The 19,757-nt window shown below is 72.8% G+C and carries 23 protein-coding genes; 9 read left to right on the top strand and 14 right to left on the bottom strand.

Annotated features, from left to right (window positions below):
• The first annotated feature begins 126 nt into the window (after nucleotides 1-126).
• Nucleotides 127-798: an MBL fold metallo-hydrolase gene (locus EV284_RS16725; protein WP_130334898.1), complete on the top strand. Its 672-nt coding sequence runs from the start codon at nucleotides 127-129 to the stop codon at nucleotides 796-798.
• Nucleotides 799-804: 6 nt separating this feature from the next.
• Here EV284_RS16725 and EV284_RS16720 read toward each other — a convergent pair whose 3' ends face one another.
• Nucleotides 805-1,257, bottom strand: coding sequence for a DUF4442 domain-containing protein (locus EV284_RS16720; protein WP_030808882.1), 453 nt, complete (start codon nucleotides 1,255-1,257; stop codon nucleotides 805-807).
• 119 nt (nucleotides 1,258-1,376) lie between these two features.
• Here EV284_RS16720 and EV284_RS16715 point away from each other — a divergent pair, with 119 nt between their 5' ends.
• Together EV284_RS16715 and EV284_RS32705 are read left to right on the top strand one after the other, a co-directional pair.
• A complete protein-coding gene (locus EV284_RS16715) occupies nucleotides 1,377-2,369 on the top strand; it encodes a hypothetical protein (protein WP_130334896.1) in 993 nt (330 codons plus the stop codon).
• A 55-nt stretch (nucleotides 2,370-2,424) separates the two neighbouring features.
• Nucleotides 2,425-2,595, top strand: a complete 171-nt coding sequence (locus EV284_RS32705) for a hypothetical protein (RefSeq protein WP_165425553.1) — start codon at nucleotides 2,425-2,427, stop codon at nucleotides 2,593-2,595.
• Nucleotides 2,596-2,605: 10 nt separating this feature from the next.
• On the opposite strand, the gene EV284_RS16710 is transcribed toward EV284_RS32705, so the two are convergent.
• Nucleotides 2,606-3,451, bottom strand: coding sequence for a fused MFS/spermidine synthase (locus EV284_RS16710; RefSeq protein WP_130334894.1), 846 nt, complete (start codon nucleotides 3,449-3,451; stop codon nucleotides 2,606-2,608).
• 62 nt (nucleotides 3,452-3,513) lie between these two features.
• Nucleotides 3,514-4,683, bottom strand: coding sequence for an elongation factor Tu (gene tuf, locus EV284_RS16705; protein WP_130334892.1), 1,170 nt, complete (start codon nucleotides 4,681-4,683; stop codon nucleotides 3,514-3,516).
• 313 nt (nucleotides 4,684-4,996) lie between these two features.
• Between tuf and EV284_RS16700 the strand changes: the two genes are divergently transcribed.
• Nucleotides 4,997-5,767, top strand: a complete 771-nt coding sequence (locus tag EV284_RS16700) for a TVP38/TMEM64 family protein (RefSeq protein ID WP_130334890.1) — start codon at nucleotides 4,997-4,999, stop codon at nucleotides 5,765-5,767.
• 160 nt (nucleotides 5,768-5,927) lie between these two features.
• Nucleotides 5,928-6,806, top strand: a complete 879-nt coding sequence (locus EV284_RS16695) for an undecaprenyl-diphosphate phosphatase (RefSeq protein ID WP_130334888.1) — start codon at nucleotides 5,928-5,930, stop codon at nucleotides 6,804-6,806.
• Between the two features lie 6 nt (nucleotides 6,807-6,812).
• Here the strand turns inward: EV284_RS16695 and EV284_RS16690 are convergent, their stop codons facing one another.
• A complete protein-coding gene (locus EV284_RS16690; protein ID WP_130334886.1) occupies nucleotides 6,813-7,472 on the bottom strand; it encodes an HAD family hydrolase in 660 nt (219 codons plus the stop codon).
• Between the two features lie 37 nt (nucleotides 7,473-7,509).
• The gene (locus EV284_RS16685; protein ID WP_242625709.1) at nucleotides 7,510-8,121 is read right to left on the bottom strand and encodes a DUF4291 domain-containing protein; all 612 of its coding nucleotides are present in this window, start codon (nucleotides 8,119-8,121) and stop codon (nucleotides 7,510-7,512) included.
• A 108-nt stretch (nucleotides 8,122-8,229) separates the two neighbouring features.
• Here EV284_RS16685 and lnt point away from each other — a divergent pair, with 108 nt between their 5' ends.
• Nucleotides 8,230-9,801 carry an apolipoprotein N-acyltransferase gene (gene lnt, locus EV284_RS16680; protein WP_130334882.1) on the top strand — a complete coding sequence of 524 codons (1,572 nt, stop codon included), beginning with the start codon at nucleotides 8,230-8,232 and terminating at the stop codon, nucleotides 9,799-9,801.
• On the opposite strand, the gene EV284_RS16675 is transcribed toward lnt, so the two are convergent.
• A complete protein-coding gene (locus EV284_RS16675; RefSeq protein WP_130334880.1) occupies nucleotides 9,719-10,630 on the bottom strand; it encodes a Gfo/Idh/MocA family oxidoreductase in 912 nt (303 codons plus the stop codon). The genes lnt and EV284_RS16675 overlap by 83 nt on opposite strands.
• Nucleotides 10,631-10,909: 279 nt before the next feature.
• On the opposite strand from EV284_RS16675, the gene EV284_RS16670 reads away from it, so the two are divergent.
• Entirely contained in the window at nucleotides 10,910-11,284 is a 375-nt protein-coding gene (locus tag EV284_RS16670; protein ID WP_242625708.1) for a hypothetical protein, read from the top strand.
• Here EV284_RS16670 and EV284_RS16665 read toward each other — a convergent pair.
• From EV284_RS16665 to EV284_RS16635, 7 genes are all read right to left on the bottom strand, one after another.
• Nucleotides 11,281-11,802 (bottom strand): hypothetical protein, encoded by a 522-nt coding sequence (locus EV284_RS16665; RefSeq protein WP_130334875.1) that lies wholly within the window; start codon nucleotides 11,800-11,802, stop codon nucleotides 11,281-11,283. The genes EV284_RS16670 and EV284_RS16665 overlap by 4 nt on opposite strands.
• 125 nt (nucleotides 11,803-11,927) lie before the next feature.
• Nucleotides 11,928-12,611 (bottom strand): uracil-DNA glycosylase, encoded by a 684-nt coding sequence (gene ung, locus EV284_RS16660; protein WP_130334873.1) that lies wholly within the window; start codon nucleotides 12,609-12,611, stop codon nucleotides 11,928-11,930.
• Between the two features lie 82 nt (nucleotides 12,612-12,693).
• Nucleotides 12,694-14,283, bottom strand: coding sequence for an ABC transporter substrate-binding protein (locus tag EV284_RS16655; protein WP_130334870.1), 1,590 nt, complete (start codon nucleotides 14,281-14,283; stop codon nucleotides 12,694-12,696).
• Between the two features lie 199 nt (nucleotides 14,284-14,482).
• On the bottom strand, nucleotides 14,483-15,244 hold the full coding sequence (locus EV284_RS16650) for an SDR family oxidoreductase (RefSeq protein WP_130334868.1): 762 nt from the start codon (nucleotides 15,242-15,244) through the stop codon (nucleotides 14,483-14,485).
• 35 nt (nucleotides 15,245-15,279) lie between these two features.
• The gene (fabG, locus tag EV284_RS16645; protein WP_030808836.1) at nucleotides 15,280-16,041 is read right to left on the bottom strand and encodes a 3-oxoacyl-ACP reductase FabG; all 762 of its coding nucleotides are present in this window, start codon (nucleotides 16,039-16,041) and stop codon (nucleotides 15,280-15,282) included.
• Nucleotides 16,042-16,185: 144 nt separating this feature from the next.
• Nucleotides 16,186-16,635 (bottom strand): DUF3037 domain-containing protein, encoded by a 450-nt coding sequence (locus EV284_RS16640; RefSeq protein WP_130334866.1) that lies wholly within the window; start codon nucleotides 16,633-16,635, stop codon nucleotides 16,186-16,188.
• Nucleotides 16,632-17,396: a HipA family kinase gene (locus EV284_RS16635; RefSeq protein WP_130334864.1), complete on the bottom strand. Its 765-nt coding sequence runs from the start codon at nucleotides 17,394-17,396 to the stop codon at nucleotides 16,632-16,634. The genes EV284_RS16640 and EV284_RS16635 overlap by 4 nt, the downstream gene beginning before the upstream one ends.
• A 71-nt stretch (nucleotides 17,397-17,467) precedes the next feature.
• On the opposite strand from EV284_RS16635, the gene EV284_RS16630 reads away from it, so the two are divergent.
• Nucleotides 17,468-17,857, top strand: coding sequence for a VOC family protein (locus tag EV284_RS16630; RefSeq protein ID WP_130334862.1), 390 nt, complete (start codon nucleotides 17,468-17,470; stop codon nucleotides 17,855-17,857).
• Between the two features lie 59 nt (nucleotides 17,858-17,916).
• Nucleotides 17,917-19,179 carry a cytochrome P450 gene (locus EV284_RS16625; RefSeq protein WP_130334860.1) on the top strand — a complete coding sequence of 421 codons (1,263 nt, stop codon included), beginning with the start codon at nucleotides 17,917-17,919 and terminating at the stop codon, nucleotides 19,177-19,179.
• On the opposite strand, the gene EV284_RS16620 is transcribed toward EV284_RS16625, so the two are convergent.
• A complete protein-coding gene (locus EV284_RS16620) occupies nucleotides 19,142-19,744 on the bottom strand; it encodes a ScbR family autoregulator-binding transcription factor (RefSeq protein ID WP_207229057.1) in 603 nt (200 codons plus the stop codon). The genes EV284_RS16625 and EV284_RS16620 overlap by 38 nt on opposite strands.
• Nucleotides 19,745-19,757 lie beyond the last annotated feature (13 nt).

The following is a 19,757-nucleotide window of genomic DNA, read 5'->3' as shown; positions in this document are numbered from 1 at the left end:
GGCGCGCCCGGTCGGCGCACCCCCTCCGGAAGGCTACCCGGTCGCCGCGCACCGCCGGCGGGCACGGCCGCTGAGCTCGTGGCGAACGGGCGCGTGGCCGCGCGGCCGGGCGCGCAGGCTGGGGGCATGGACCTGATCGAGGTACTGCCCCGTCTGCGCATGCTCCGCTTCCCGGTGGGGGCGGCCTACCTGTGGCGGGACGGTGACGGGCTGACGCTGATCGACTCCGGGACGGCGGGGGCCGCGGCGGAGATCGAGGAGGTGCTCGACGGCGAGCTGCGGCGGATCGTGCTCACGCACTGGCACGAGGACCACACCGGTTCGGCGGCCGGTCTCGCCGCCCGGTACGGGGCCGAGGTGGTGGCGCACCGGCTGGAGGCGCCGGTGATCCGGGGCGAGGCGGCCGGGGCGCCGCCGGTGCTGGAGGAGTTCGAGATCCCGATCCGGGCGGGGGTCCCGGCCCTGCCCCCGGCTCCGCCGTGCCGGGTGGACCGGGAGGTGGAGGACGGCGAGGTGCTGGAGTTCGGCGGCGGGGCGGTGGTGGTCGCGGTGCCCGGCCACACGGACGGGTCGATCGCCGTCCACCTGCCGGGACCGGGGGTGCTGTTCACCGGGGACGCGGTAGCCAACGTCGGGCGGACGACCCTGGGCGTCTTCAACACCGACCGCGCGCGGGCCGTCGAGTCGCTGCACCGGCTGGCCGCGCTGGACGCGCGGACGGCGGTCTTCGGGCACGGTGAGCCGGTCGTCCACGGCGCGGCGGCGGCCCTGCGGGCAGCGGCCGCCGCGACACGGTGAGCGGGGTCAGCCGTTCGGGCGCAGGGTCCAGACCACGGTCATCTCGCCGGAGACGGCGCCGTCCTCGCGCTGGATGGTGATGGCGACCGGGAACTCGGGGCGGCTGCCCGCGTCCAGTTCCGCGACGACCTCGGCGGCCGGGCGGCCCAGGGTGGCGGTGGCGGTCACCGGGCCGAGGGCGAGCTTCTTGTAGTCGATCTCGGCACGCACCGCGAGCGGCACGGCCCGCGAGAGCTGCTCGCCGAAGGCGGTCAGCACGATGGCCCCGCTCGCGGACTCGGCCAGCGTGAACATCGCGCCGGCGTGCGGGCCGCCCAGGTGGTTGTGGTACTCGGACTGGTCCGGCAGCCGGAGCACCGCGCGCTCGGGGGTGACCTCGATGAACTCCAGGTTCAGGGTCCGCACCATCGGCACCGCGGCGGCCAGCATGTCGCCCATGGAGGCGCTCTCAACTGTCATGACCGCGATGTTACCGACGGGTAGCGGACCTGGCCACCCCCGGTCCCACCCCTTTTCGGTACGCCCCTGACGAGGGACGGTGACCGAAACGTGTCCCGTGGCGCATTAGGGTTCAGGCCATGTGGCCAGGAGAGCAGCCGCCAGGGGGCGCGCAGAACCCGCAGGACAACCCGTATCAGCAGCCGGGTTACCAGCAGCCGAATCCGTATCAGCAGCCCGGCTACCAGCAGTACCCGCAGCCGAACCCGTACGGGCAGCAGCCCCAGTGGGGGCCGCCGACGCAGCCGCCGCACAAGCCGGGCGGGAGCAACCGGGTCAAGGTCGTCGCCATCGTGTCGGCCCTCGCGGTCGTCGTCACCGCCGGGGTGACGGGGTATCTGGTCCTCGGCTCCAAGGACGACGGACGCGACGAGGCCAAGGACGGGAAGAAGACCAGCCAGTCGCCCACGCCCGAGCCGACGGTGAGTTCGTCCGCGCCGGACGACAACCCGCGGGGCGGGGAGGGTGAGAAGCCGGTCGTCGCGGGCTGGAAGGTCGTCGTCAACCCGAAGTTCGGGACCGCGTTCGACGTGCCGCCGGAGTGGCAGCTCGAGTCCACGGACACCTCGTACTTCATGGAGGACCACGCGGACGACGACAAGCTGATCACCTCGGTGTCCGCGCCCGCCGTCTACAAGTCCAAGTGGTGCACGGACGACAGCGACAAGGACGGCCGTACGGAGGACACCTCGCTGGCGGTGGCCGGCACGCGCGGCGAGAGCGGCGCGAAGAGCCCGGAACAGGCCGCGGTGATGCGGGTGCCGTGGTACGTCTACGGCGGTTACACCCAGCCGGACAAGAAGAGCCTCACGTACGACAAGAAGACCAAGCCCTTCACCACGTCCTCGGGCGTCAAGGGCGCCTACGCGTGGGCGCGTTCGTCCGGCAGTCCGCAGAAGGGCAAGTGCGCGAGCGACGGCAAGGCGGTCTCCTTCGCCTTCCGCAACTCCGCGCAGGACATCGTGTCGTTCGACCTCTACGGCGCCAAGGGCGTCAAGGAGGAGGTCGACACGGCGACCATCATGAAGATCCTGTCCTCGGTGCGGCTGCACGGGGACCCCACGGAGAGCTGACGGCCGGCGCGTAATCGGGTTGGCAGCACCGGGGTCGCCCGGCCATAGTCGGCCGGTGATCCCGGACTCCTCCTCGCGCCCCCGTGGGCGAGCGGCCATCGCAACGGGGGCGTACGTTCTGCTGGTCGTGGTCGGCAAACAGGACGGGGCGGCCACTGCCGGCTCTCTCGCCGCCCTGCTGACCGGGGTCCTGGCCGCGTTGTCGGCCCTGGGACGCGAGGAGTAGCGCGGCGGTGTCAGCCGATGCCGAAGGCCCCGCCCGGGGGCTCGGGAGACGGGACGGCGTCCGAGTCGGCGACGGGCCGGGACGCGCCTATGAACTTCCCCAGCGGGGCGCCGTGTTCGACCCTCGCCGGGAAGGCGTCCGCGGCTGTGCGGCGGGCCAGGGGGGTCGTGGGCAGGGGGGCGTGGGAGGCGAGGAGGATCGCGTTGCCGAAGCGGCGGCCGCGCAGGACCGCGGGCTCGGCGATCAGGGCCAGGTGCTCGAACAGGGCGGCGAAGTTGGCCAGTTGGGAGCGGAGGAAGGTGAAGGGGGCCGCGTCGGCGAGGTTGGCGAGGTAGAGGCCGTCCGGGCGGAGTACGCGTTCCGCTTGTCGGGCGTAGTCCAGCGAGGTGAGGTGGGCCGGGACTCGGGAGCCGCCGAAGACGTCCGCGACGACGACGTCGGCACTGTCGGCGGGGGCCGCCTCCAGCCAGGCCCGTGCGTCGGCGGCGTGGGTGGTGATGCCCGAGGCGGGCGGCAGCGGGAGGTGTTCGGTGACCAGGCCGAGGAGGCCGCGGTCGGCCTCGATCACGTCCTGCCGGGAGCCGGGCCGGGTCGCGGCGACGTACCGGGGCAGCGTGAGCGCTCCCCCGCCCAGGTGCAGGACGTCCAGCGCACGGCCGGGCCCGGCCGCCACGTCGAGGGCGTGGCCGAGCCGCCGCGCGTACTCGAACTCCAGGTGCTCCGGCTCGTCCAGGTCGACATAGGACTGCGGCGCCCCGTCGACGGTGAGCAGCCAGGCCCGGTCCCGGTCGACGTCCGGCATCAGCTTGGCGGTGCCGTGGTCGACGGCCCTGCTCACGGGTATCGGTTCGCTCACCCGGCCATTGTCGCCGGTCCGCCGGGGTGCGCGGGGACGAGCCCCCGCGCACCCCGTACCGCTCAGCCGACCGAGGTGACCGTCCCCGCTCCCACGGTCCGGCCGCCCTCGCGGACGGCGAACCCGAGCCCTGGCTCCAGCGGCACCTCCCGGTCCAGCTCCACGGTCATCTCCACCGTCTCGCCGGGCCGGGCGATCCCCGCCTCGCCCAGGCCGACCTCCCCGGCCACGTCCGCCGTACGGAGGTAGAACTGCGGCCGGTACCCCGTGGACAGCGGCTTGCTGCGGCCGCCCTCGGCCCCGGCCAGCACGTACACCCGCGCGGTGAACCGCCGGCCCGGCACCACACTGCCCGGCGCCGCGACGACATGCCCGCGCCGGACCGCGTCGCGCGGCACCCCGCGCAGCAGGACCGCCACGTTGTCCCCGGCCTGCGCCTCCGGCATCGGCTTGCCGAAGGTCTCCAGCCCCGTCACCACGCTCTCCACCCCCGCGCCCAGGACCTCCACCCGGTCCCCCACGCGGAGCCGGCCGCGCTCGACCGCGCCGGTGACGACGGTCCCGCGCCCGGTGATGGTGAGCACGTTCTCCACCGGCAGCAGGAACGGCGCGTCCAGGTACCGCTCCGGCATGGGCACGTAGGTGTCGACCGCGTCGAGCAGCGCCTCCACGGACGCCGTCCAGCGCGGGTCCCCCATGAGCGCCTTGAGCCCGGAGACCCGTACGACGGGTACCGACTCGCCCGGATAGCCCTGGGCGGTGAGCAGTTCGCGCACCTCGAGCTCGACCAGGTCGGCCAGCTCCTCGTCCCCCGCGTCGGCCTTGTTGAGCGCGACCACGAGGTGGTCGACGCCCACCTGCCGGGCGAGCAGCACGTGTTCGGCGGTCTGCGGCATGATCCCGTCCAGCGCGGAGACGACCAGGATCGCCCCGTCGAGCTGGGCGGCGCCGGTCACCATGTTCTTCACGTAGTCCGCGTGGCCGGGCATGTCGACGTGGGCGTAGTGCCGGGTGTCCGTCTCGTACTCGACGTGCGCGATGTTGATGGTGATGCCGCGCGCCGCCTCCTCCGGGGCCCGGTCGATGCGCTCGAACGGCACGAACGTGCCGGTGCCTCGCTCGGCGAGCACCTTCGTGATGGCGGCGGTCAGGGTGGTCTTGCCGTGGTCGACGTGGCCCATGGTGCCGATGTTCAGATGCGGCTTGGTGCGCACGTATGCCGTCTTGGGCATGGCTGTCCCTCGTGGTGTTGGTGGTGCGTGGAGAGCGCGGGACCCCTGGAATCCGCCGACCCTCCCCTCGCGGGGTCCGCCGGACTTTCCGGAGAGGGTCAGCTTCGGGCGCCGTCGACGGCTGCCACGAGGACGAGGACGGCAGCCTTCGGCGCGTCCGCGAGGGCGGAGGCTGCGAGGAAGGCGTACCGGAACATGACGCAGATCATGGCGGACGCGTCGTCCCACGTCGAACGGTTTTCCGCGGCCTTCGGGGCGTCAACGGCCGTGGACCATACGCCGATCACACCCCCCGGTCGGTTACTGTCGCCGAATGCCCGATGCCACCACCCGCTCTGGGGGCACCGCCACGGCCGTTCCCCCGGTCGTAGTCCTGAGGCCGACCCCAGCCGTGCCCCTCACACCCGTCACCCCCGCCGCTCCCGCCGTACGCGCGTGGCCGTCCGCGTATCTCCGTCTCGCCCTGCTGCTCACCCTGCTCGCGGCCGCGGCCACCGCCGTCCTGGTCTTCGACCCGCAGCGCCTGCTCACCGACGGCTGGCCGCCACAGCTCGGCGGGTTCGCGGCGGCCGGGGTCTTCGCGCTGGCGTACGGGGTGTGCACCGTCGCCTTCGTCCCGCGCCCCCTGCTCAACCTGGCTGCGGGCGCGCTGTTCGGCTCCGCGCTGGGGCTGACCTCGGCGCTGGCGGGCACGGTGCTGGGCGCCGGGCTGGCGTTCGGGCTCGGCCGGGCGCTGGGGCAGGACGCGCTGCGGCCACTGCTGCGCGGGCGCTGGCTGAAGGCGGCCGACGGGCAGCTCAGCCGGCACGGGTTCCGCTCGATGCTGGCGGCCCGGCTGTTCCCGGGGGTGCCGTTCTGGGCGGCCAACTACTGCGCGGCCGTCTCCCGGATGCGCACGTGGCCGTTCCTGGTCGCCACGGCGCTCGGCTCGATCCCGAACACGGCCGCCTACGCCGTCGCCGGGGCCCGCGCCTCCGCGCCCACCTCCCCCGCCTTCCTGATCGCGCTGGCCGTGATCGGGCTGCCCGCGCTGGCGGGTACGGCGCTGGCCTGGCGCAAGCGCCACCAGCTGCGCGCACGTTGACGCCGGCGCCCGGACCTCCCTGGTACACGCCCCGGCCCACCGGCGTTCATGACCATCGCATGACCAACCCCCTGTGAAGGCTTTGCCTTCGGCGCCCGCTACGCTGCCCTGCGTCGCATGATCACCCCTACGCTCCCCAGCGCTTGGACGCCACACCTCCATGTCTTGGTTTGAATCCCTCGTCCTCGGACTCGTCCAGGGGCTCACCGAGTTCCTGCCCGTCTCCTCCAGTGCGCATCTGCGGCTGACCGCGGCCTTCTCCGGCTGGCACGACCCCGGCGCGGCCTTCACCGCGATCACGCAGATCGGCACGGAGGCGGCGGTCCTCATCTACTTCCGCAAGGACATCGGGCGCATCATCTCGTCCTGGTTCCGCTCACTGTTCGACAAGTCGATGCGGGGCGACCACGACGCGCAGATGGGCTGGCTGGTGATCGTCGGCTCGATCCCGATCGGCGTGCTCGGTGTGACGCTGAAGGACCAGATCGAGGGGCCGTTCCGCGACCTGCGGATCACCGCGACCATGCTGATCGTGGTCGGCGTGGTCATAGGAATCGCGGACCGGCTGGCGGCCCGCGACGAGTCCGGCGGCCGGCACCGCAGCCCCAAGCAGCGCAAGACCCTGAAGGACCTCGGCATCCGCGACGGCCTGATCTTCGGCCTCTGCCAGGCGTGCGCCCTCATCCCCGGCGTCTCCCGGTCCGGCGCCACCATCAGCGGCGGCCTCTTCATGGGCTACAAGCGCGAAGCCGCCGCCCGCTACTCCTTCCTCCTCGCCATCCCGGCCGTCCTCGCCTCCGGCGTCTTCGAGGTGAAGGACTCCCTGGGCGAGAACAGCGAGGTCGCCTGGGGTCCGACCCTCTTCGCCACGGTCATCGCCTTCGCCTCCGGCTACGCGGTGATCGCCTGGTTCATGAAGTGGATCTCCAACAAGAGCTTCATGCCCTTCGTCTACTACCGAGTGGCCCTGGGCATCGTCATCATCGCCCTGGTCAGCGCGGGCGTCCTGAGCCCGCACGCGGCCGAGTCGGCGGGCTGATCCCTCTCACGCCGAGCGGTTGAACTCCCTGATCAGGCCCGACAGTTCCAGCAGGCTCTCGATGCGGAACAGGGGGAGGCGGTGGGCGTCCTTCGTGGGCCAGGTCAGTCTGGCCCAGGGGCCGCGGTGGAGGAGGGCCGTGTGGAGGCCGGCCGCTGCCGCGGGGCGGATGTCGTTGTCGAGGCGGTCGCCCACGTAGAGGATCTCGTCCGGTTCCGCGGGGACCAGGGAGATCAGGCGGGCGAAGAAGGCCGGGTCGGGCTTGGCGGTACCCCAGTCGGCCGTGGTGCCGATCAGGTCGACGTCCGTGGCGAAGAGCTCGCGCAGGATGCGGGCGGCGTGGGCGTCCTGGTTGCCGGCGATGCCGAGCCAGAGGCCGTCCGCGCGGAGCGCGGCCAGGGTGTCGCGGACGTCGTCGTACACGTCGGACTCGCCGAAGGCCTCCGGCATCCCGGCGTCGGCCCGCCGCTCCCGCTCCGCGGCGAGGTCGAAGCCGGGCCGGAACTCCTCGAACACCTCACGGTGATCCCGCCCTTGGGCCACCACCGCGCCGAACACCGCCGAGAAGGTGTGCCGGGGTACGCCCAGCCAGTCGGCCCAGGTCCCGTACTCCGTCGTCTCGTCCACCAGACACTCACCGACATCGAAGACCGCAGCGCGAATCATGGTCGCCAGGGTAGTGCGAGCACCCCGCCCCGGTGATCTACGCGCCCAGGTGAGTCAGCAGCCCCTCCGGCACGGGGTAGGGCGGCTCCTCGGGCAGCAGGGCGGCCGCCTCCTCCGTCCGCCCGGCCCGGACCGCCTCATGGATCTGCCGGGCCAGCGGGGTCACGTCCCGGATGCCCGTGATCCACTCGTCCGCGTACCGCGCGGCCGCCTCTCCGGTGAGCCCGAGCTGGAGGGAGCGGTGGGGCAGGGGGTCGAGGCGCAGATTCCGCTCCGGGTCCCACTGCACCCGCGCCGGCGCCTCGCGGAGGGCGCGCCTGAACTCGGCCGGGGTGCCGTGCAGGCCGGGGACGTGGTGGGAGAGGCAGGCGTTCCGCAGCGCCCACTCGAATCCGGCGCGCGAGACCTCCACGGCGAGGACGCTCTCCTGGCCCTCCTTGGTCCCCCAGCCGCAGCGGTACATCATCCAGAGGAACGACGGCTTGATCCATGTCATCCGGGACCGGCTCCACGCGGCGGGGAAGCGGCCCTCGCGGGCCGCCGGGACCCCGATTTCGGGCCGGTACGCCTGGTACACCGTGATCGTGGTGGGTGTGTGGGCCGCGCGGATGCGGAACTTCGGTTCGGGGGCGGTGGGTTGGTCGATCATGGGACCAGATTCGGCCATCCGGCGCCCGCTCCGCCACCCGATATCCCCTGTCGTAGATCGCGCGAGGCGCGCACACTGGGTTGAGAGCCCTGGGGAGGGAGACTCCGGATGAGGAGCACGAGGTCGTTCGGCCGGCTGCTGGACTCCCCCTGGCCCCGCTCCGGCGCGGCCGTCCTCGCGGGCGCGCTGCCCGTACTCGCGTTCCCGGCGCCCGCCCTGTGGTGGTTCGCCTACGTCGCCCTCGTCCCCTGGATCGCGCTGGCCCGCACCGCGCCGACCGGACGCCGGGCCGCGCTCGACGGGTGGTGCGGCGGGCTCGGGTTCATGGTGGCCGTGCACCACTGGCTGCTGCCGAGCCTGCATGTGTTCATCTTCCTGATAGCCGCCCTGCTGGGCGCGCTGTGGGCACCCTGGGGCCTGCTGGTGCGCCGCTTCCTGGGCGGCGCCCCCTCCCCCGCCCGCGCCTCGGCCGCCCTGCTCGTGCTGCCCTCGGCGTGGCTGGCGGTGGAACTGGTCCGCTCCTGGCAGGGTCTCGGCGGCCCCTGGGGCATGCTCGGCTCCACCCAGTGGCAGGTCGGCCCGGCGCTGCGCCTCGCCTCGGTGGGCGGGGTCTGGCTGCTCAGCTTCCTGGTGGTCGCCGTCAATGTGGCGCTCGCGGTGCTGATCTCGGTCCCCGCCTCCCGCGTCCCCGCCATGGCCTCCCTGATCGCCACCGCCGCCGCGACGAGCGCCGCGTACGCCTGGGCCCCACGCGCCGACGTGGACGGGCGGGCCCGGATCGCCGTGGTACAGCCGGGCGTGTACGACGGCCCGGAGCAGCGGTTCGCGCGGGAGGAGTCGTTGACCCGGCGCTTGGCGGGCCGGGACGTGGATCTGATCGTCTGGGGCGAGAGCAGCGTCGGCCACGACCTCGGCGACCGCCCCGACCTCGCCCGCAGGATCGCCGCGCTCTCCCGGCAGACCGGCGCCGAGATCCTGGTGAACGTGGACGCCCGCCGCTCGGATCGTCCCGGCATCTACAAGAGTTCGGTCCTGATCGGCCCGGACGGCCCCACCGGCGACCGGTACGACAAGATGCGGCTGGTCCCGTTCGGTGAGTACATACCGGCCCGCTCCCTGCTCGGCTGGGCCACCTCGGTCGGCAAGGCCGCGGGCGAGGACCGGCACCGGGGCACGGAGCAGGTCGTGATGGACGCGGGGCGCCTGCGGATAGGCCCGCTGGTCTGCTTCGAGACCGCGTTTCCCGACATGGGCCGCCACCTCACCGAGGACGGCGCCGACGTGCTCCTCGGCCAGTCCGCCACCTCGTCCTTCCAGCACAGCTGGGCCCCCGGACAGCACGCCTCGCTGGCCGCGCTGCGGGCCGCCGAGACCGGCCGCCCGATGGTGCACGCCACCTTGACCGGTGTCTCGGCGGTCTACGGCCCCGACGGCGAACGGGTCGGCCCCCGGCTCGGTACCGGCGCGAGCGCCGCCCGTGTGTACGAGGTACCGCTGGCGCACGGCGTCACCCCGTACGTACGGCACGGCGACTGGCCGGTGGACGGCGCGCTGCTGGTGCTGGCGGTGCTCGGTGTGGCGGAGGGGGTGCGGGCGCTCAGGCCGCGCCGGACGGGTCCTGAGCCGCTCGTACCACGCGCTCGCACAGCTCGTGAGTCGCCAGCGCGTCCCGTGCGCTGAGCGGTTCGCCCGCGCGGACGGCGTCGAGGAAGGTGAGGACGGCGCCCTCGATGCCGCGCTGCCGGGACACCGGAACCCAGTCGCCCCGGCGGCGCACGGTGGGCTGGCCCCTGTGGTCGATCACCTCGGCGAGGTTGATCACCTGGCGCTTGGTGTCCTGCCCGGAGACCTCCAGGATCTCCTCGGCCGAGCCGCTGAGCCGGTTCATCACACCGAGCGCGGTGAAGCCGTCGCCGGAGAGCTGGAGCACGACGTGGTGGAGCAGCCCGTCCTCGGTACGGACCCGCACCGTGACGTCGTCCACCGGGCCGGGGGCCAGGAAGCGCAGGGTGTCGACGACGTGGATGAAGTCGTCCAGGATCATCGAGCGCGGTTCCTCGGGGAGGCCGACCCGGTTCTTCTGGAGCAGGATCAGGTCGCGCGGGTGCTCCAGGACCTGCGCGTAGGCGGGGGCGTAGCGCCGGTTGAAGCCGACGAAGAGCGGCACGTCCTGGCGCTCGGCCAGCTCCACCAGCTTCTGGGAGTCGGTGAGTTCGTAGGCGAGCGGCTTGTCGACGTACGTGGGGACGCCCGCTTCCAGGAGCCGGGTGACGATCTCCGGGTGGACGGCGGTGGGCGCGTGGACGAAGGCCGCGTCGAGCCCGGCGTCCAGCAGCGAGTCCAGCGTCTCGTGCCGCTGCCCGGCGGGCAGGTGCAGCGAGTCGCCCACGGCGGCGAGGGTGGCGGGGGTGCGGGTCTGGAGGTGGAGGTCGATTCCGGGCTGGGTGCCGAGGACCGGCAGATACGCCTTCCGCGCGATGTCGCCGAGTCCGATGCAGCCGACCTTCACTTCTGTACTCCCTACAGCTGTCCCGCGTTCTCGTCCCCGGCAGCATACGGCGGGCGCCGGCCGGCGCTGCCGTCGAGGGACCGCGGCGGCGGCCGCGGAGGCGCGGCGTCACCCTCCGTCCGCGCCACGCCCTCCCCGCGGGGCGAGAGATCACTCGTGCGGGGCATGGCGGGCACGTCGGTGGTGGAAGGCGGGCGGAGGGGTGCGCAGAGTGGGCGGGTGGATCGAACTTCGTCTGCCGCGGCCCTTTTGGTGGCCGTCACGACTCTGACCGGGTGTATGACCGTGCACGGGCCGGCGGTGCCCGCTTCGGGGCCGGGCGGCCCGCCCTCGCGGGCGGCGGCCCGGCCGGACGGAAGCGCGCTGCCCCGCATGGACCAGGAGCCGGGGCAGGAGGCGCTGGCGCGGACCGGCCCCTCCCCCCGTGCCGCGACGCCCCACCGCCCGGCGCCCGCCGCCACGCCCGAGTCCCGGCGCACCCCCGTCGCCCCCGCCCCGCGCCGGGCGTACCCGGACCGTCCGCGCGCCGACACCCCGCGCGCACCCCGTACGGTGCCGCAGATCCCGAACGTGTGCGCGCTGGGCAAGAAGTACGGCGGCTGGCCCAAGAACAGTCCGCAGTCGACGATCTGCGAGCGGGCGTACGGGCGTTAGGGCGTCGGCCGCTGCCTCGGCGGCCCCCAGCCGTCGCCCTCCGCGGGGCCGGTGTCGGGAAGGCGGAGTTCCAGGCGGGTGATCGCGGCCCGGACGGCGGTGCGGTAGCCGTCGTCGGGGAGGGTGCCGGCCGCGCGGCGGGCGCGGCTGAGGTGGGTGCGGGCGGCGTCGGCGCGGTCCAGCTTGAGGTAGTCGGCCGCGAGGCTGAGGTGCAGCGAGGGGTAGAAGCCGCGCACGCTCGCGGGGTCGGCGCCGGGACGGCCGTCGGTCAGCTCGTCGGCCGCCGACAACGCCCTGAGGTCCCAGGCGAGTTCGTCCGCCGGGTCGTCCTGGGTGTCGGCCAGGTAGTGGGCGAGGGTGCAGCGGTGCAGCGGGTCGCCTGACTCGGCCGTCTCGGCCCACAGCTCCAGCAGCCGGCGCCGGGCCTCCTCGCGGTCACCGCCCCGGTGCAGCATGACGATCTGCCCGATCCGGGTGAGCAGGGCATCGGGCGCCGTCTGCTCCTGTCGCTCCGCCACCGCGCCCTCCGGACCCGTCATCCGGCCGCTCGTCGGCCGTCCGCCCATGACGCTAACCGCAGGCGGCGGCGATACCGGGCAGGCGGCCCCGGACGGAAGGGCGAGACCGCCTGGCCGGTCCCCGGTCAGCCCAGGTCGGGGATGCGCCAGTCGATCGGCTCGTGGCCCTGCGCGGCGACGGCCTCGTTGATCTGCGTGAAGGGGCGGGAGCCGAAGAACTTCTTCGCGGACAGCGGCGAGGGGTGCGCGCCCTTGACGACCACGTGCCGCGTCTCGTCGATCAGCGGCAGCTTCTTCTGGGCGTAGTTGCCCCACAGGACGAACACCGCCGGGTCGGGACGGGAGGCCACCGCGCGGATCACCGCGTCCGTGAACTTCTCCCAGCCCTTGCCCTTGTGCGAGTTGGCCTCGCCGGAGCGCACGGTGAGTACCGCGTTCAGCAGCAGGACGCCCTGTTCGGCCCACGGCATCAGATAGCCGTTGTCCGGGACCGGCAGGTCCAGCTCCTCGCGCATCTCCTTGTAGATGTTCCGCAGCGACGGCGGGGTCTTCACACCGGGCCGCACCGAGAAGCACAGCCCGTGCCCCTGGCCCTCTCCGTGGTACGGGTCCTGACCGAGCACGAGCACCTTGACCTTGTCGTACGGTGTCGCGTCCAGCGCCGCGAAGACCTCCTCGCGCGGCGGGTAGACGGGACCCTTCGCCCGCTCCTCCTCGACGAACTCCGTCAGCTCCTTGAAGTAGGGCTGCTGGAGTTCGTCGCCCAGAACGCCCTGCCAGGACGCGGGCAGCATGGCGATGTCGGTCACGTCGGTGTCCCTAACGATCGGCGGTCACTTCCAAGGCTTCAGAACCTACAGGCGACCACTGACAACGCCGACGGCAGGCCGCTCACCAGCTCGTCTTCCGGTTCAGCTCCCACATCATCATGATCGTCGAGGGGTCGAGGGCCCGCTCGCCGCCGGAGATGTCCTCACTCGCGGCGATGTACTGGCGCCCCTGCCACAGCGGGATCAGCCGGGCGTCGTCCACCATGATCCGCTGGGCGGCCGTCAGGTCCTTCACCACCTGGGCCCGGTCTCCCTGCGCCCGCGACCGGGGCAGCAGCTCACCGGTGATCTTCTTGCTCACGTAGGGGGTGCCGAGGGCGTTGTGCTCGCCGACGAAGGGCGCGATGAAGTTGTCCGCGTCGGGGAAGTCCGGGAACCAGCCCCGGCCGAACACCGGGTACTCCCCCTTCTGGTAGCCGGTGACGTAGGTCTTCCAGGGGCGGGCGCGCAGGGTAATGGTGAACAGCCCGGAGCCCTCCAGTTGCCGCTTCAGCTCCCGGAACATCACGCCGGTCTCCGAGCCGTAGCGGTCGGAGGTGTACCAGAAGGTGAGCGGGACGCGCTGCTTGATGCCGGCCTCGGCGAGGATCGCGCGGGCCTTGCCGGCGCTGGGTTCGCCGAAGTGGTCGAAGTAGGAGGTGGCGTGGCCGGTCAGGCCCTTGGGGACCATGGAGTACAGCGGTTCGACGGTGTCCCGGTACACCTTGTGCGCGATGGCACCCCGGTCCACGACCTGGGCTATGGCCTTGCGCACCGCGGCGTTCCCGGCCCAGCGGTCCTTGGGGTTGAACACCAGGTAGCTGATGTCGGTGCCGGTGCCGTCGACGAGCTGCAGCCCGGCCGGGGACTGCTGCTGGAGGGTGAGGATGTCGCCTGCGGCGAGTCCCCGGTAGGTGACGTCGATGCTCTTGTCGCGCAGCGCCTCGACCATCGCGGCGGAGTCCTGGAAGTACCGGATGGTCACCGCCTTGTTCTCCCGCTCGGCGAAGCCCTCGTACCGGTCGTTGCGCACCAGCACGGCCTGCTTGCCCTCGTCGTAGGACTCCAGGCGGTACGGGCCGGAGCCGTGCACGTCGCCGTCCTTGCGCAGCGAGCCCGCGGGGTACTCGCGCGGGTCGACGAGGGACATGGCGGGGGTGGCGAGCACGAAGGGGAAGGTGGCGTCGGGCTTCTTGAGGTGGAAGACGACCTCCCGCGCGCCCGTGGTCTCCACCCGGTCGAGCCCCTCCAGCAGTCCGGCGGGGCCGCTCGGGGCGTTGATGGTGCGGATGCGGTCGATGGAGTGCCGGACGGCCTCGGCGTCGAGCGGGTGGCCGTCGGCGAACTCGAGCCCGGCGCGCAGTATGCAGCGGTAGGTACGGCTGGTGGAGTCGGTGAAGGAGCAGCTCTCCGCGGCGTCCGGCTGGGGGGTGGTCGCACCGTTCGGGTAGGCCAGGAGGGTCTGGTAGACGTTGCGGAACAGTTCCCACGAGCCGTCCCAGGCGCCCGCCGGGTCCAGGGTGCTCGGCGCGCTGGTCGTCCCCACCACGATCGGGCTGCTGTCGTCCGGGCCGCCGTCGGAGAGCAGTCCGCAGCCGGGCAGCAGGGTGATGAGTGAGGTCAGGGACACGGCCGCCGCCACCCTGCGCCGGACTCTGTTCCGCTTGAACACGCGCTCGCTCCTCGATCCGCCGTACCAAGGTCGGCAGACCATACCGCAGCACCGGAGCTCGTGAACCTCCCCTGAAACATGGGTTGTTGATCAATTTCGGATGACTACGTTGTCATGCGGCGGACCCGCGCGGAACGCGTACGGGCGCCGCTCCTCCCGTGGGGGGAACGGCGCCCGTGGCGGCGCGGGCCGGGCGGGGTCAGCCCACCCCGGCGTTCAGGAAGATGCCGCCGTCCACGACGAGCGTCTGACCGGTGACCCAGTCGGACTGCGCGGAGGTGAGGAAGGCCGCGGCCCCGCCGATGTCGGAGGGCACGCCGAGCCGGCCGAGCGGGTAGGCGGCGGCCGCCTCCTCCTCCCGGCCCTCGTACAGGGCCTCGGCGAACTTGGTCTTCACGACCGCCGGGGCGATCGCGTTGACCCGCACCTTGGGCGCGAACTCGTGCGCCAGCTGCTGGGTCAGGTTGATCATCGCGGCCTTGCTCACGCCGTACGCGCCGATGAACGGCGAGGGCGCGAGTCCGGCGACGGAGGCGATGTTGACGATCGCGCCGCCGTTCTCCCGCTGCCAGGCGTGCCAGGTCTTCTGGGCGAAGCCGAGCGCCGAGATCACATTGGTCTCGAAGACCTTGCGGGCCACGTCCAGGTCGACGTCGGCGATGGGGCCGAAGACCGGGTTCGTGCCCGCGTTGTTGACCAGGTAGTCGACGCGGCCGAACGCCTCCATGGCGCGTTCGACGGCCTCGGCCTGGTGGGCGAGGTCGTGGGCCTTGCCGGCGACGCCGATGACGCGGTCGGCGCCGAGCCGCTCGACGGCCTCCTTCAGCGCCTCCTCGTTGCGGCCGGTGATGACCACGCGGTCACCGCGTGCCACCAGGGCCTCCGCGACGCCGTAGCCGATGCCCCGGCTGGCGCCCGTGACGAGCGCGGCCTTGCCGGAGAGTGCGGGAAGTTCAGTCATGTGCGTGTGCTCCAGGGTTCCTCGGTCCGGACCGGCTAGTCGAGCGGTCCGCCCGCGACGTACAGCACCTGGCCGGAGACGAATCCGGCCGCCTCGCCGGTGAAGAAGGCGATGGCGTTGGCGATGTCCTCGGGCTCGCCGACGCGCTGGACCGGGATCTGGGTGGCGGCGGCCTTCTTGAAGTCGTCGAAGCCCATGCCCACGCGGTCGGCGGTGGCCTTGGTCATCTCGGTGGCGATGAAGCCGGGCGCGACGGCGTTGGCGGTGATGCCGAACTTGCCCAGCTCGATGGCGAGGGTCTTGGTGAAGCCCTGGAGCCCCGCCTTGGCGGCCGAGTAGTTGGCCTGGCCGCGGTTGCCGAGCGCGGAGGACGAGGACAGGTTGACGACCCGGCCGAAGCCCGCGTCCACCATGTGCTTCTGCACGGCCTTGGTCATCAGGAACGAGCCGCGCAGGTGCACGCCGAGCACGGTGTCCCAGTCGGACACGCTCATCTTGAACAGCAGGTTGTCGCGGAGCACCCCGGCGTTGTTGACCAGGATGGTGGGCGCGCCCAGCTCCTCCGCGATCCGCGCGACGGCGGCCTCGACCTGCGCCTCGTCGGAGACGTCGGCGCCGACCGCGAGGGCCTTGCCGCCCGCCGAGGTGATCTTCTCGACGGTGTCCTTGCAGGCGGCCTCGTCCAGGTCGACGACGGCGACGGCGTGACCCTCGGCGGCCAGCCGGACGGCGGTGGCGGCGCCGATACCGCGCGCCGCGCCGGTGACTACCGCGACCCGCTGTTCAGTGGTGGACATTGCTGCTTCTCCTCGCCCTTGAGAGAACCCGGCCGGTCCGGACCGGACCCGCCGTGCGGTGAGCGACCGCTTAGTACCTTCAGCACCCGTGACGCTAGAAGCCCTGGCACCCGGTGTCAACGGGACACCGGGCGGTGTGATCCATTACCTCACCAGGCGGTCCAGCAGCCGCTCCGTCTCGGCCACCGGGTCGGCGGTCAGCCCGGTGTGTACCGGTCCGGGCCGCACGACCGTGGAACGGGGCGCGATCAGCCAGCGGAAACGCCGCCCGGCGTCGTCGCCGGCCGCCTGCCCGGCTCCCTCCCCACCCGCGCAGATCCGCTCCACGGCGCCGAGCGCGGCGCGCACCCCCGCCACGTCCGCGTCCGGGTCGAGCGCGAGCAGCCGGCTCTCGTCCAGATGGGTGCGGGCGCCGACGTAACCGCGGGCACGGCAGTAGACGATCACGCCCGCGTTGATCCGCTCGCCGCGTTCGACGCGGGGGACGACCCGCAGCAGGGCGTACTCGTACACCTCGCGGTCGCCCCCCTGGCCGCCCCGGATGATGTGGCGCTCGACCACACTTCCCGCCATGTGAATGTGGTGCTCGCTCACTTGCTCTCCTTGAGGCCCTCGATGCGTTCGTGGACGGTGCCCGCGCGGGCGAGCAGCGGGCGCGCGTAGGCACGGCGCAGGTCGTCAGGGGTGTCGAAGCCGGGTTCCTCGGCCAGCCAGGCGTCGGGGATCTGGGCGGTGACCTCGGCGAGCAGTTCCTCGGTGACCAGGGGGGCCAGGTCGGCAGCGGCGGCGCCGACGTCCGGCGCGAAGCGGGCGAGGGCGTGGTCGGCCGCGTCGTAGGGGCGGGCGGCGGAGGCGTCCACGGAGGGCCAGTTGTGGTGCCAGATCATGGTGGCGCCGTGGTCGATGAGCCACAGCCCGCCCCCCTGTACCAGGAGGTTGGGGTTGCGCCAGGAGCGGTCGACGTTGTTGACCAGCGCGTCGAACCACACGATGCGGCCCGCCTCCCCGGGGTCGACGGGGAAGGCGAGCGGGTCGTAGCCGAGGGCACCGGAGAGGAAGTCCATGCCGAGGTTGGCGCCCCCGCTGGCGCGCAGCAGGTCCTGCACCTGCCGCTCGGGCTCTCCCAGACCGAGCACGGGGTCCAGCCCGACGGTCACCAGGCCGGGCACCCGGAAACCGAGGCGCCGGGCGAGTTCCCCGCAGACGACCTCGGCGACCAGGGTCTTGCGGCCCTGCCCGGCGCCGGTGAACTTCAGGACGTACAGCCGGAGATCGTCGGCCTCGACGAGCCCCGGCAGCGAGCCGCCCTCACGCAGGGGCGTGACGAACCGGGTGGCGGTGACTTCGGTCAGCATCCGCCCAGGCTATCTCGCGTACGACGGCCCACCCCGGCCCCTGGTGCGGCGCCTCCTGGCAGGATCGGCGCATGACGAACACGCCGCTGCGGATCAACGCCCTCATCGTCGACGCCGACGACCCCGAGCGGCTCGCCGCGTTCTGGTCCGAGCTGCTCGGCAGACCGGTCGTGGGCCGCACGGGCCCCTATGTCTGGCTCCGGCGCGAGGACGGCCTGGGCCTCGGGTTCCAGCGGGCCGAGGGCGCCGAATCGGGCAAGAACCGCCTGCACTTCGACGTCACCGCCGCCGACCCGGCCGCCGAGCAGCGACGCGTGGAGGCGCTGGGCGGGCGCCGGCTGACGGAGTACGACGAGGGCGGGTTCCTGGTGATGGCGGACCCGGAGGGCAACGAGTTCTGCGTCATCCCGGACGGTCCCTTCGAGCTGGACGACGACGGCCGCGCCCACTACCTCGGCTGACCCGCCGCCCCTACGATCGGCGACGCACCCCTCCCGGCCGTACGACCGTCAGGAGCACCATGGAGACGTCGCCCTCCGAAGTCCCGCACCGCCTGAATCCCGCCGGGGGCTGCCCGCACGCCGACAACGCCCGGCTGCTGGCCCTCGGCACGGTGGCGCCCGTCGAACTGCCGGGCGGGATCGAGGGGATGGCCGTGCTGGGCCACGACGCGCTGCGCGAGTTCCTCCAGCACCCCGACGTCGCCAAGGACGTAAGGCACTTCAAGGCGCTGCAGGAGGGCCGGATCGCACCGGGCTGGCCGCTCCTGACCTTCGCCACGGTGCGCGGCATGACCACGGCCGACGGGGCGGACCACCGCAGACTGCGGTCCCTGGTCAGCCGGGCCTTCACCCCGCGCCGGGTGGACGAACTCCGGCCGCGTGTCGAGGAGTTGACCGACGCGCTGCTGGACGGCCTCGCGGGCGCGGACGGCGTCGTCGACCTCCGGCAGCGCTTCGCACTCCCGCTGCCGATGGGCGTCATCTGCGAACTCCTCGGGGTGGACGAGCGGTTCCGCGACCGCCTGCACCGGCTCAGCAACCAGGTGGTGGCGACCGACATCGGACCGGAGGCGGCACTGGCCGCCAACCGCGAACTCGTCGCCGTCCTGGGCGAGATAGCCGCGGGCAAGGCCGCGCACCCCGGCGACGACCTGACCAGCGCCCTCATCGCGGCCCGGGACGAGGGCGGCGACCGGCTCGGGCACGAGGAGCTGATCGGCACACTGGTGCTGCTGATCGTGGCCGGGCACGAGACCACCCTGAACCTGATCACCAACGCCGTCCGGGCCCTGTGCGCCGACCGCGACCAGCTCGGCCTGGTCCGTTCCGGGGCCGCGAGCTGGGCCGACGTGGTGGAGGAGACCCTGCGCTGGGACTCCCCGGTCAGCTACTTCCCGTTCCGCTATCCGGTACGGGACCTCGACGTCGACGGTACGACGATCCCGGCGGGCACCCCGGTCCTGGCCGGCTACTCCGCCGCAGGGCGCGACAAGGCGGCGCACGGCCCGGATGCCGACCGCTTCGATGTCACCCGCCAGGCCCGCGCCGGTGCCGTGCGCAGTCTGTCGCTGGGACACGGCGCCCACTACTGCCTGGGGGCTCCGCTGGCCCGGCTGGAGGCGACGGTCGCGCTGGAGCGGCTGTTCGCCCGCTTCCCCGACCTCGAACTCGCCGCGCCGGAGGCGGACTTGCCGCGTCACGCCAGCTTCGTCGGCAACAGCGTGCGGGAGCTACCGGTCCGCCTCAGCGCTCGGGCGCGGCCTGGAGGGACGGCAGGGTGAGGTGCCACCACTCGGCCAGGCGGGCGGTGATGGTGGCGGTGCCCTCCAGCGCCTCGGTCAGCGAGCAGAGGCCGAAGAAGGCGCGCACCAGGGCGCGGGCGGTGGGGGCGGGCCGGATGTGCGGGGCCAGCTGGCCGGTGGCCCGCGCCTGGGCCAGCAGGCGGGTGGTGGCGGCGGTCCAGAGGGCGAAGGGGTCGGGGAGCGTGGCGTTGATGACCTCGCGCTCGGCCCACAGTCTGGCGCCCCCGCGGGTCACGGGGTCCTCGGCGAGGGCCTTGGCGATGTCGTAGCTCAGCGCGACGAGCCGGTCCATCGGCGGGACCGTGTCGTTCGTATACCGTGCGGCGAGTTCGGGCCAGGTGGCGAAACGATCCTGGACGACGGCGAGAGCGATGCCCTCCTTGCTCGCGTAGTGGAAGTACACGGCGCCGCTCGTCCGCCCCGACCTGCTGCTTATGTCGTTGACACTGGTGCCCGCGTACCCGCGTTCGGCGAACAGGGAGGCAGCCGCCTCCAGGAGTGATCGGCGCGTTGCCCTGGCGCGTTCCTGCAACGTCCCGTCCACCCTCGCTCAACGT

The organism is Streptomyces sp. BK022, assembly GCF_004217355.1.
Classification (GTDB): Bacteria; Actinomycetota; Actinomycetes; order Streptomycetales; family Streptomycetaceae; genus Streptomyces; species Streptomyces griseoluteus.
Note: the sequence above shows the minus strand (reverse complement) of the source record. Positions and strands in the feature narration are given on the sequence as shown.

What these genes read in the sequence shown, in the direction of transcription:
- EV284_RS16635 (WP_130334864.1), bottom strand. Translation starts at nt 17,396, where the DNA reads ATGCTGACCGAAGTCACCGCCACCCGGTTCGTCACGCCCCTGCGTGAG.
- EV284_RS16685 (WP_242625709.1), bottom strand. Translation starts at nt 8,121, where the DNA reads ATGATCGACCAACCCACCGCCCCCGAACCGAAGTTCCGCATCCGCGCG.
- EV284_RS16650 (WP_130334868.1), bottom strand. Translation starts at nt 15,244, where the DNA reads ATGACTGAACTTCCCGCACTCTCCGGCAAGGCCGCGCTCGTCACGGGC.
- EV284_RS16720 (WP_030808882.1), bottom strand. Translation starts at nt 1,257, where the DNA reads ATGACAGTTGAGAGCGCCTCCATGGGCGACATGCTGGCCGCCGCGGTG.
- EV284_RS16670 (WP_242625708.1), top strand. Translation starts at nt 10,910, where the DNA reads ATGACCGTGCACGGGCCGGCGGTGCCCGCTTCGGGGCCGGGCGGCCCG.
- lnt (WP_130334882.1), top strand. Translation starts at nt 8,230, where the DNA reads ATGAGGAGCACGAGGTCGTTCGGCCGGCTGCTGGACTCCCCCTGGCCC.
- EV284_RS16690 (WP_130334886.1), bottom strand. Translation starts at nt 7,472, where the DNA reads ATGATTCGCGCTGCGGTCTTCGATGTCGGTGAGTGTCTGGTGGACGAG.
- fabG (WP_030808836.1), bottom strand. Translation starts at nt 16,041, where the DNA reads ATGTCCACCACTGAACAGCGGGTCGCGGTAGTCACCGGCGCGGCGCGC.
- tuf (WP_130334892.1), bottom strand. Translation starts at nt 4,683, where the DNA reads ATGCCCAAGACGGCATACGTGCGCACCAAGCCGCATCTGAACATCGGC.
- EV284_RS16695 (WP_130334888.1), top strand. Translation starts at nt 5,928, where the DNA reads ATGTCTTGGTTTGAATCCCTCGTCCTCGGACTCGTCCAGGGGCTCACC.
- EV284_RS16725 (WP_130334898.1), top strand. Translation starts at nt 127, where the DNA reads ATGGACCTGATCGAGGTACTGCCCCGTCTGCGCATGCTCCGCTTCCCG.
- EV284_RS16625 (WP_130334860.1), top strand. Translation starts at nt 17,917, where the DNA reads ATGGAGACGTCGCCCTCCGAAGTCCCGCACCGCCTGAATCCCGCCGGG.
- EV284_RS16630 (WP_130334862.1), top strand. Translation starts at nt 17,468, where the DNA reads ATGACGAACACGCCGCTGCGGATCAACGCCCTCATCGTCGACGCCGAC.
- EV284_RS16715 (WP_130334896.1), top strand. Translation starts at nt 1,377, where the DNA reads ATGTGGCCAGGAGAGCAGCCGCCAGGGGGCGCGCAGAACCCGCAGGAC.
- EV284_RS16700 (WP_130334890.1), top strand. Translation starts at nt 4,997, where the DNA reads ATGCCCGATGCCACCACCCGCTCTGGGGGCACCGCCACGGCCGTTCCC.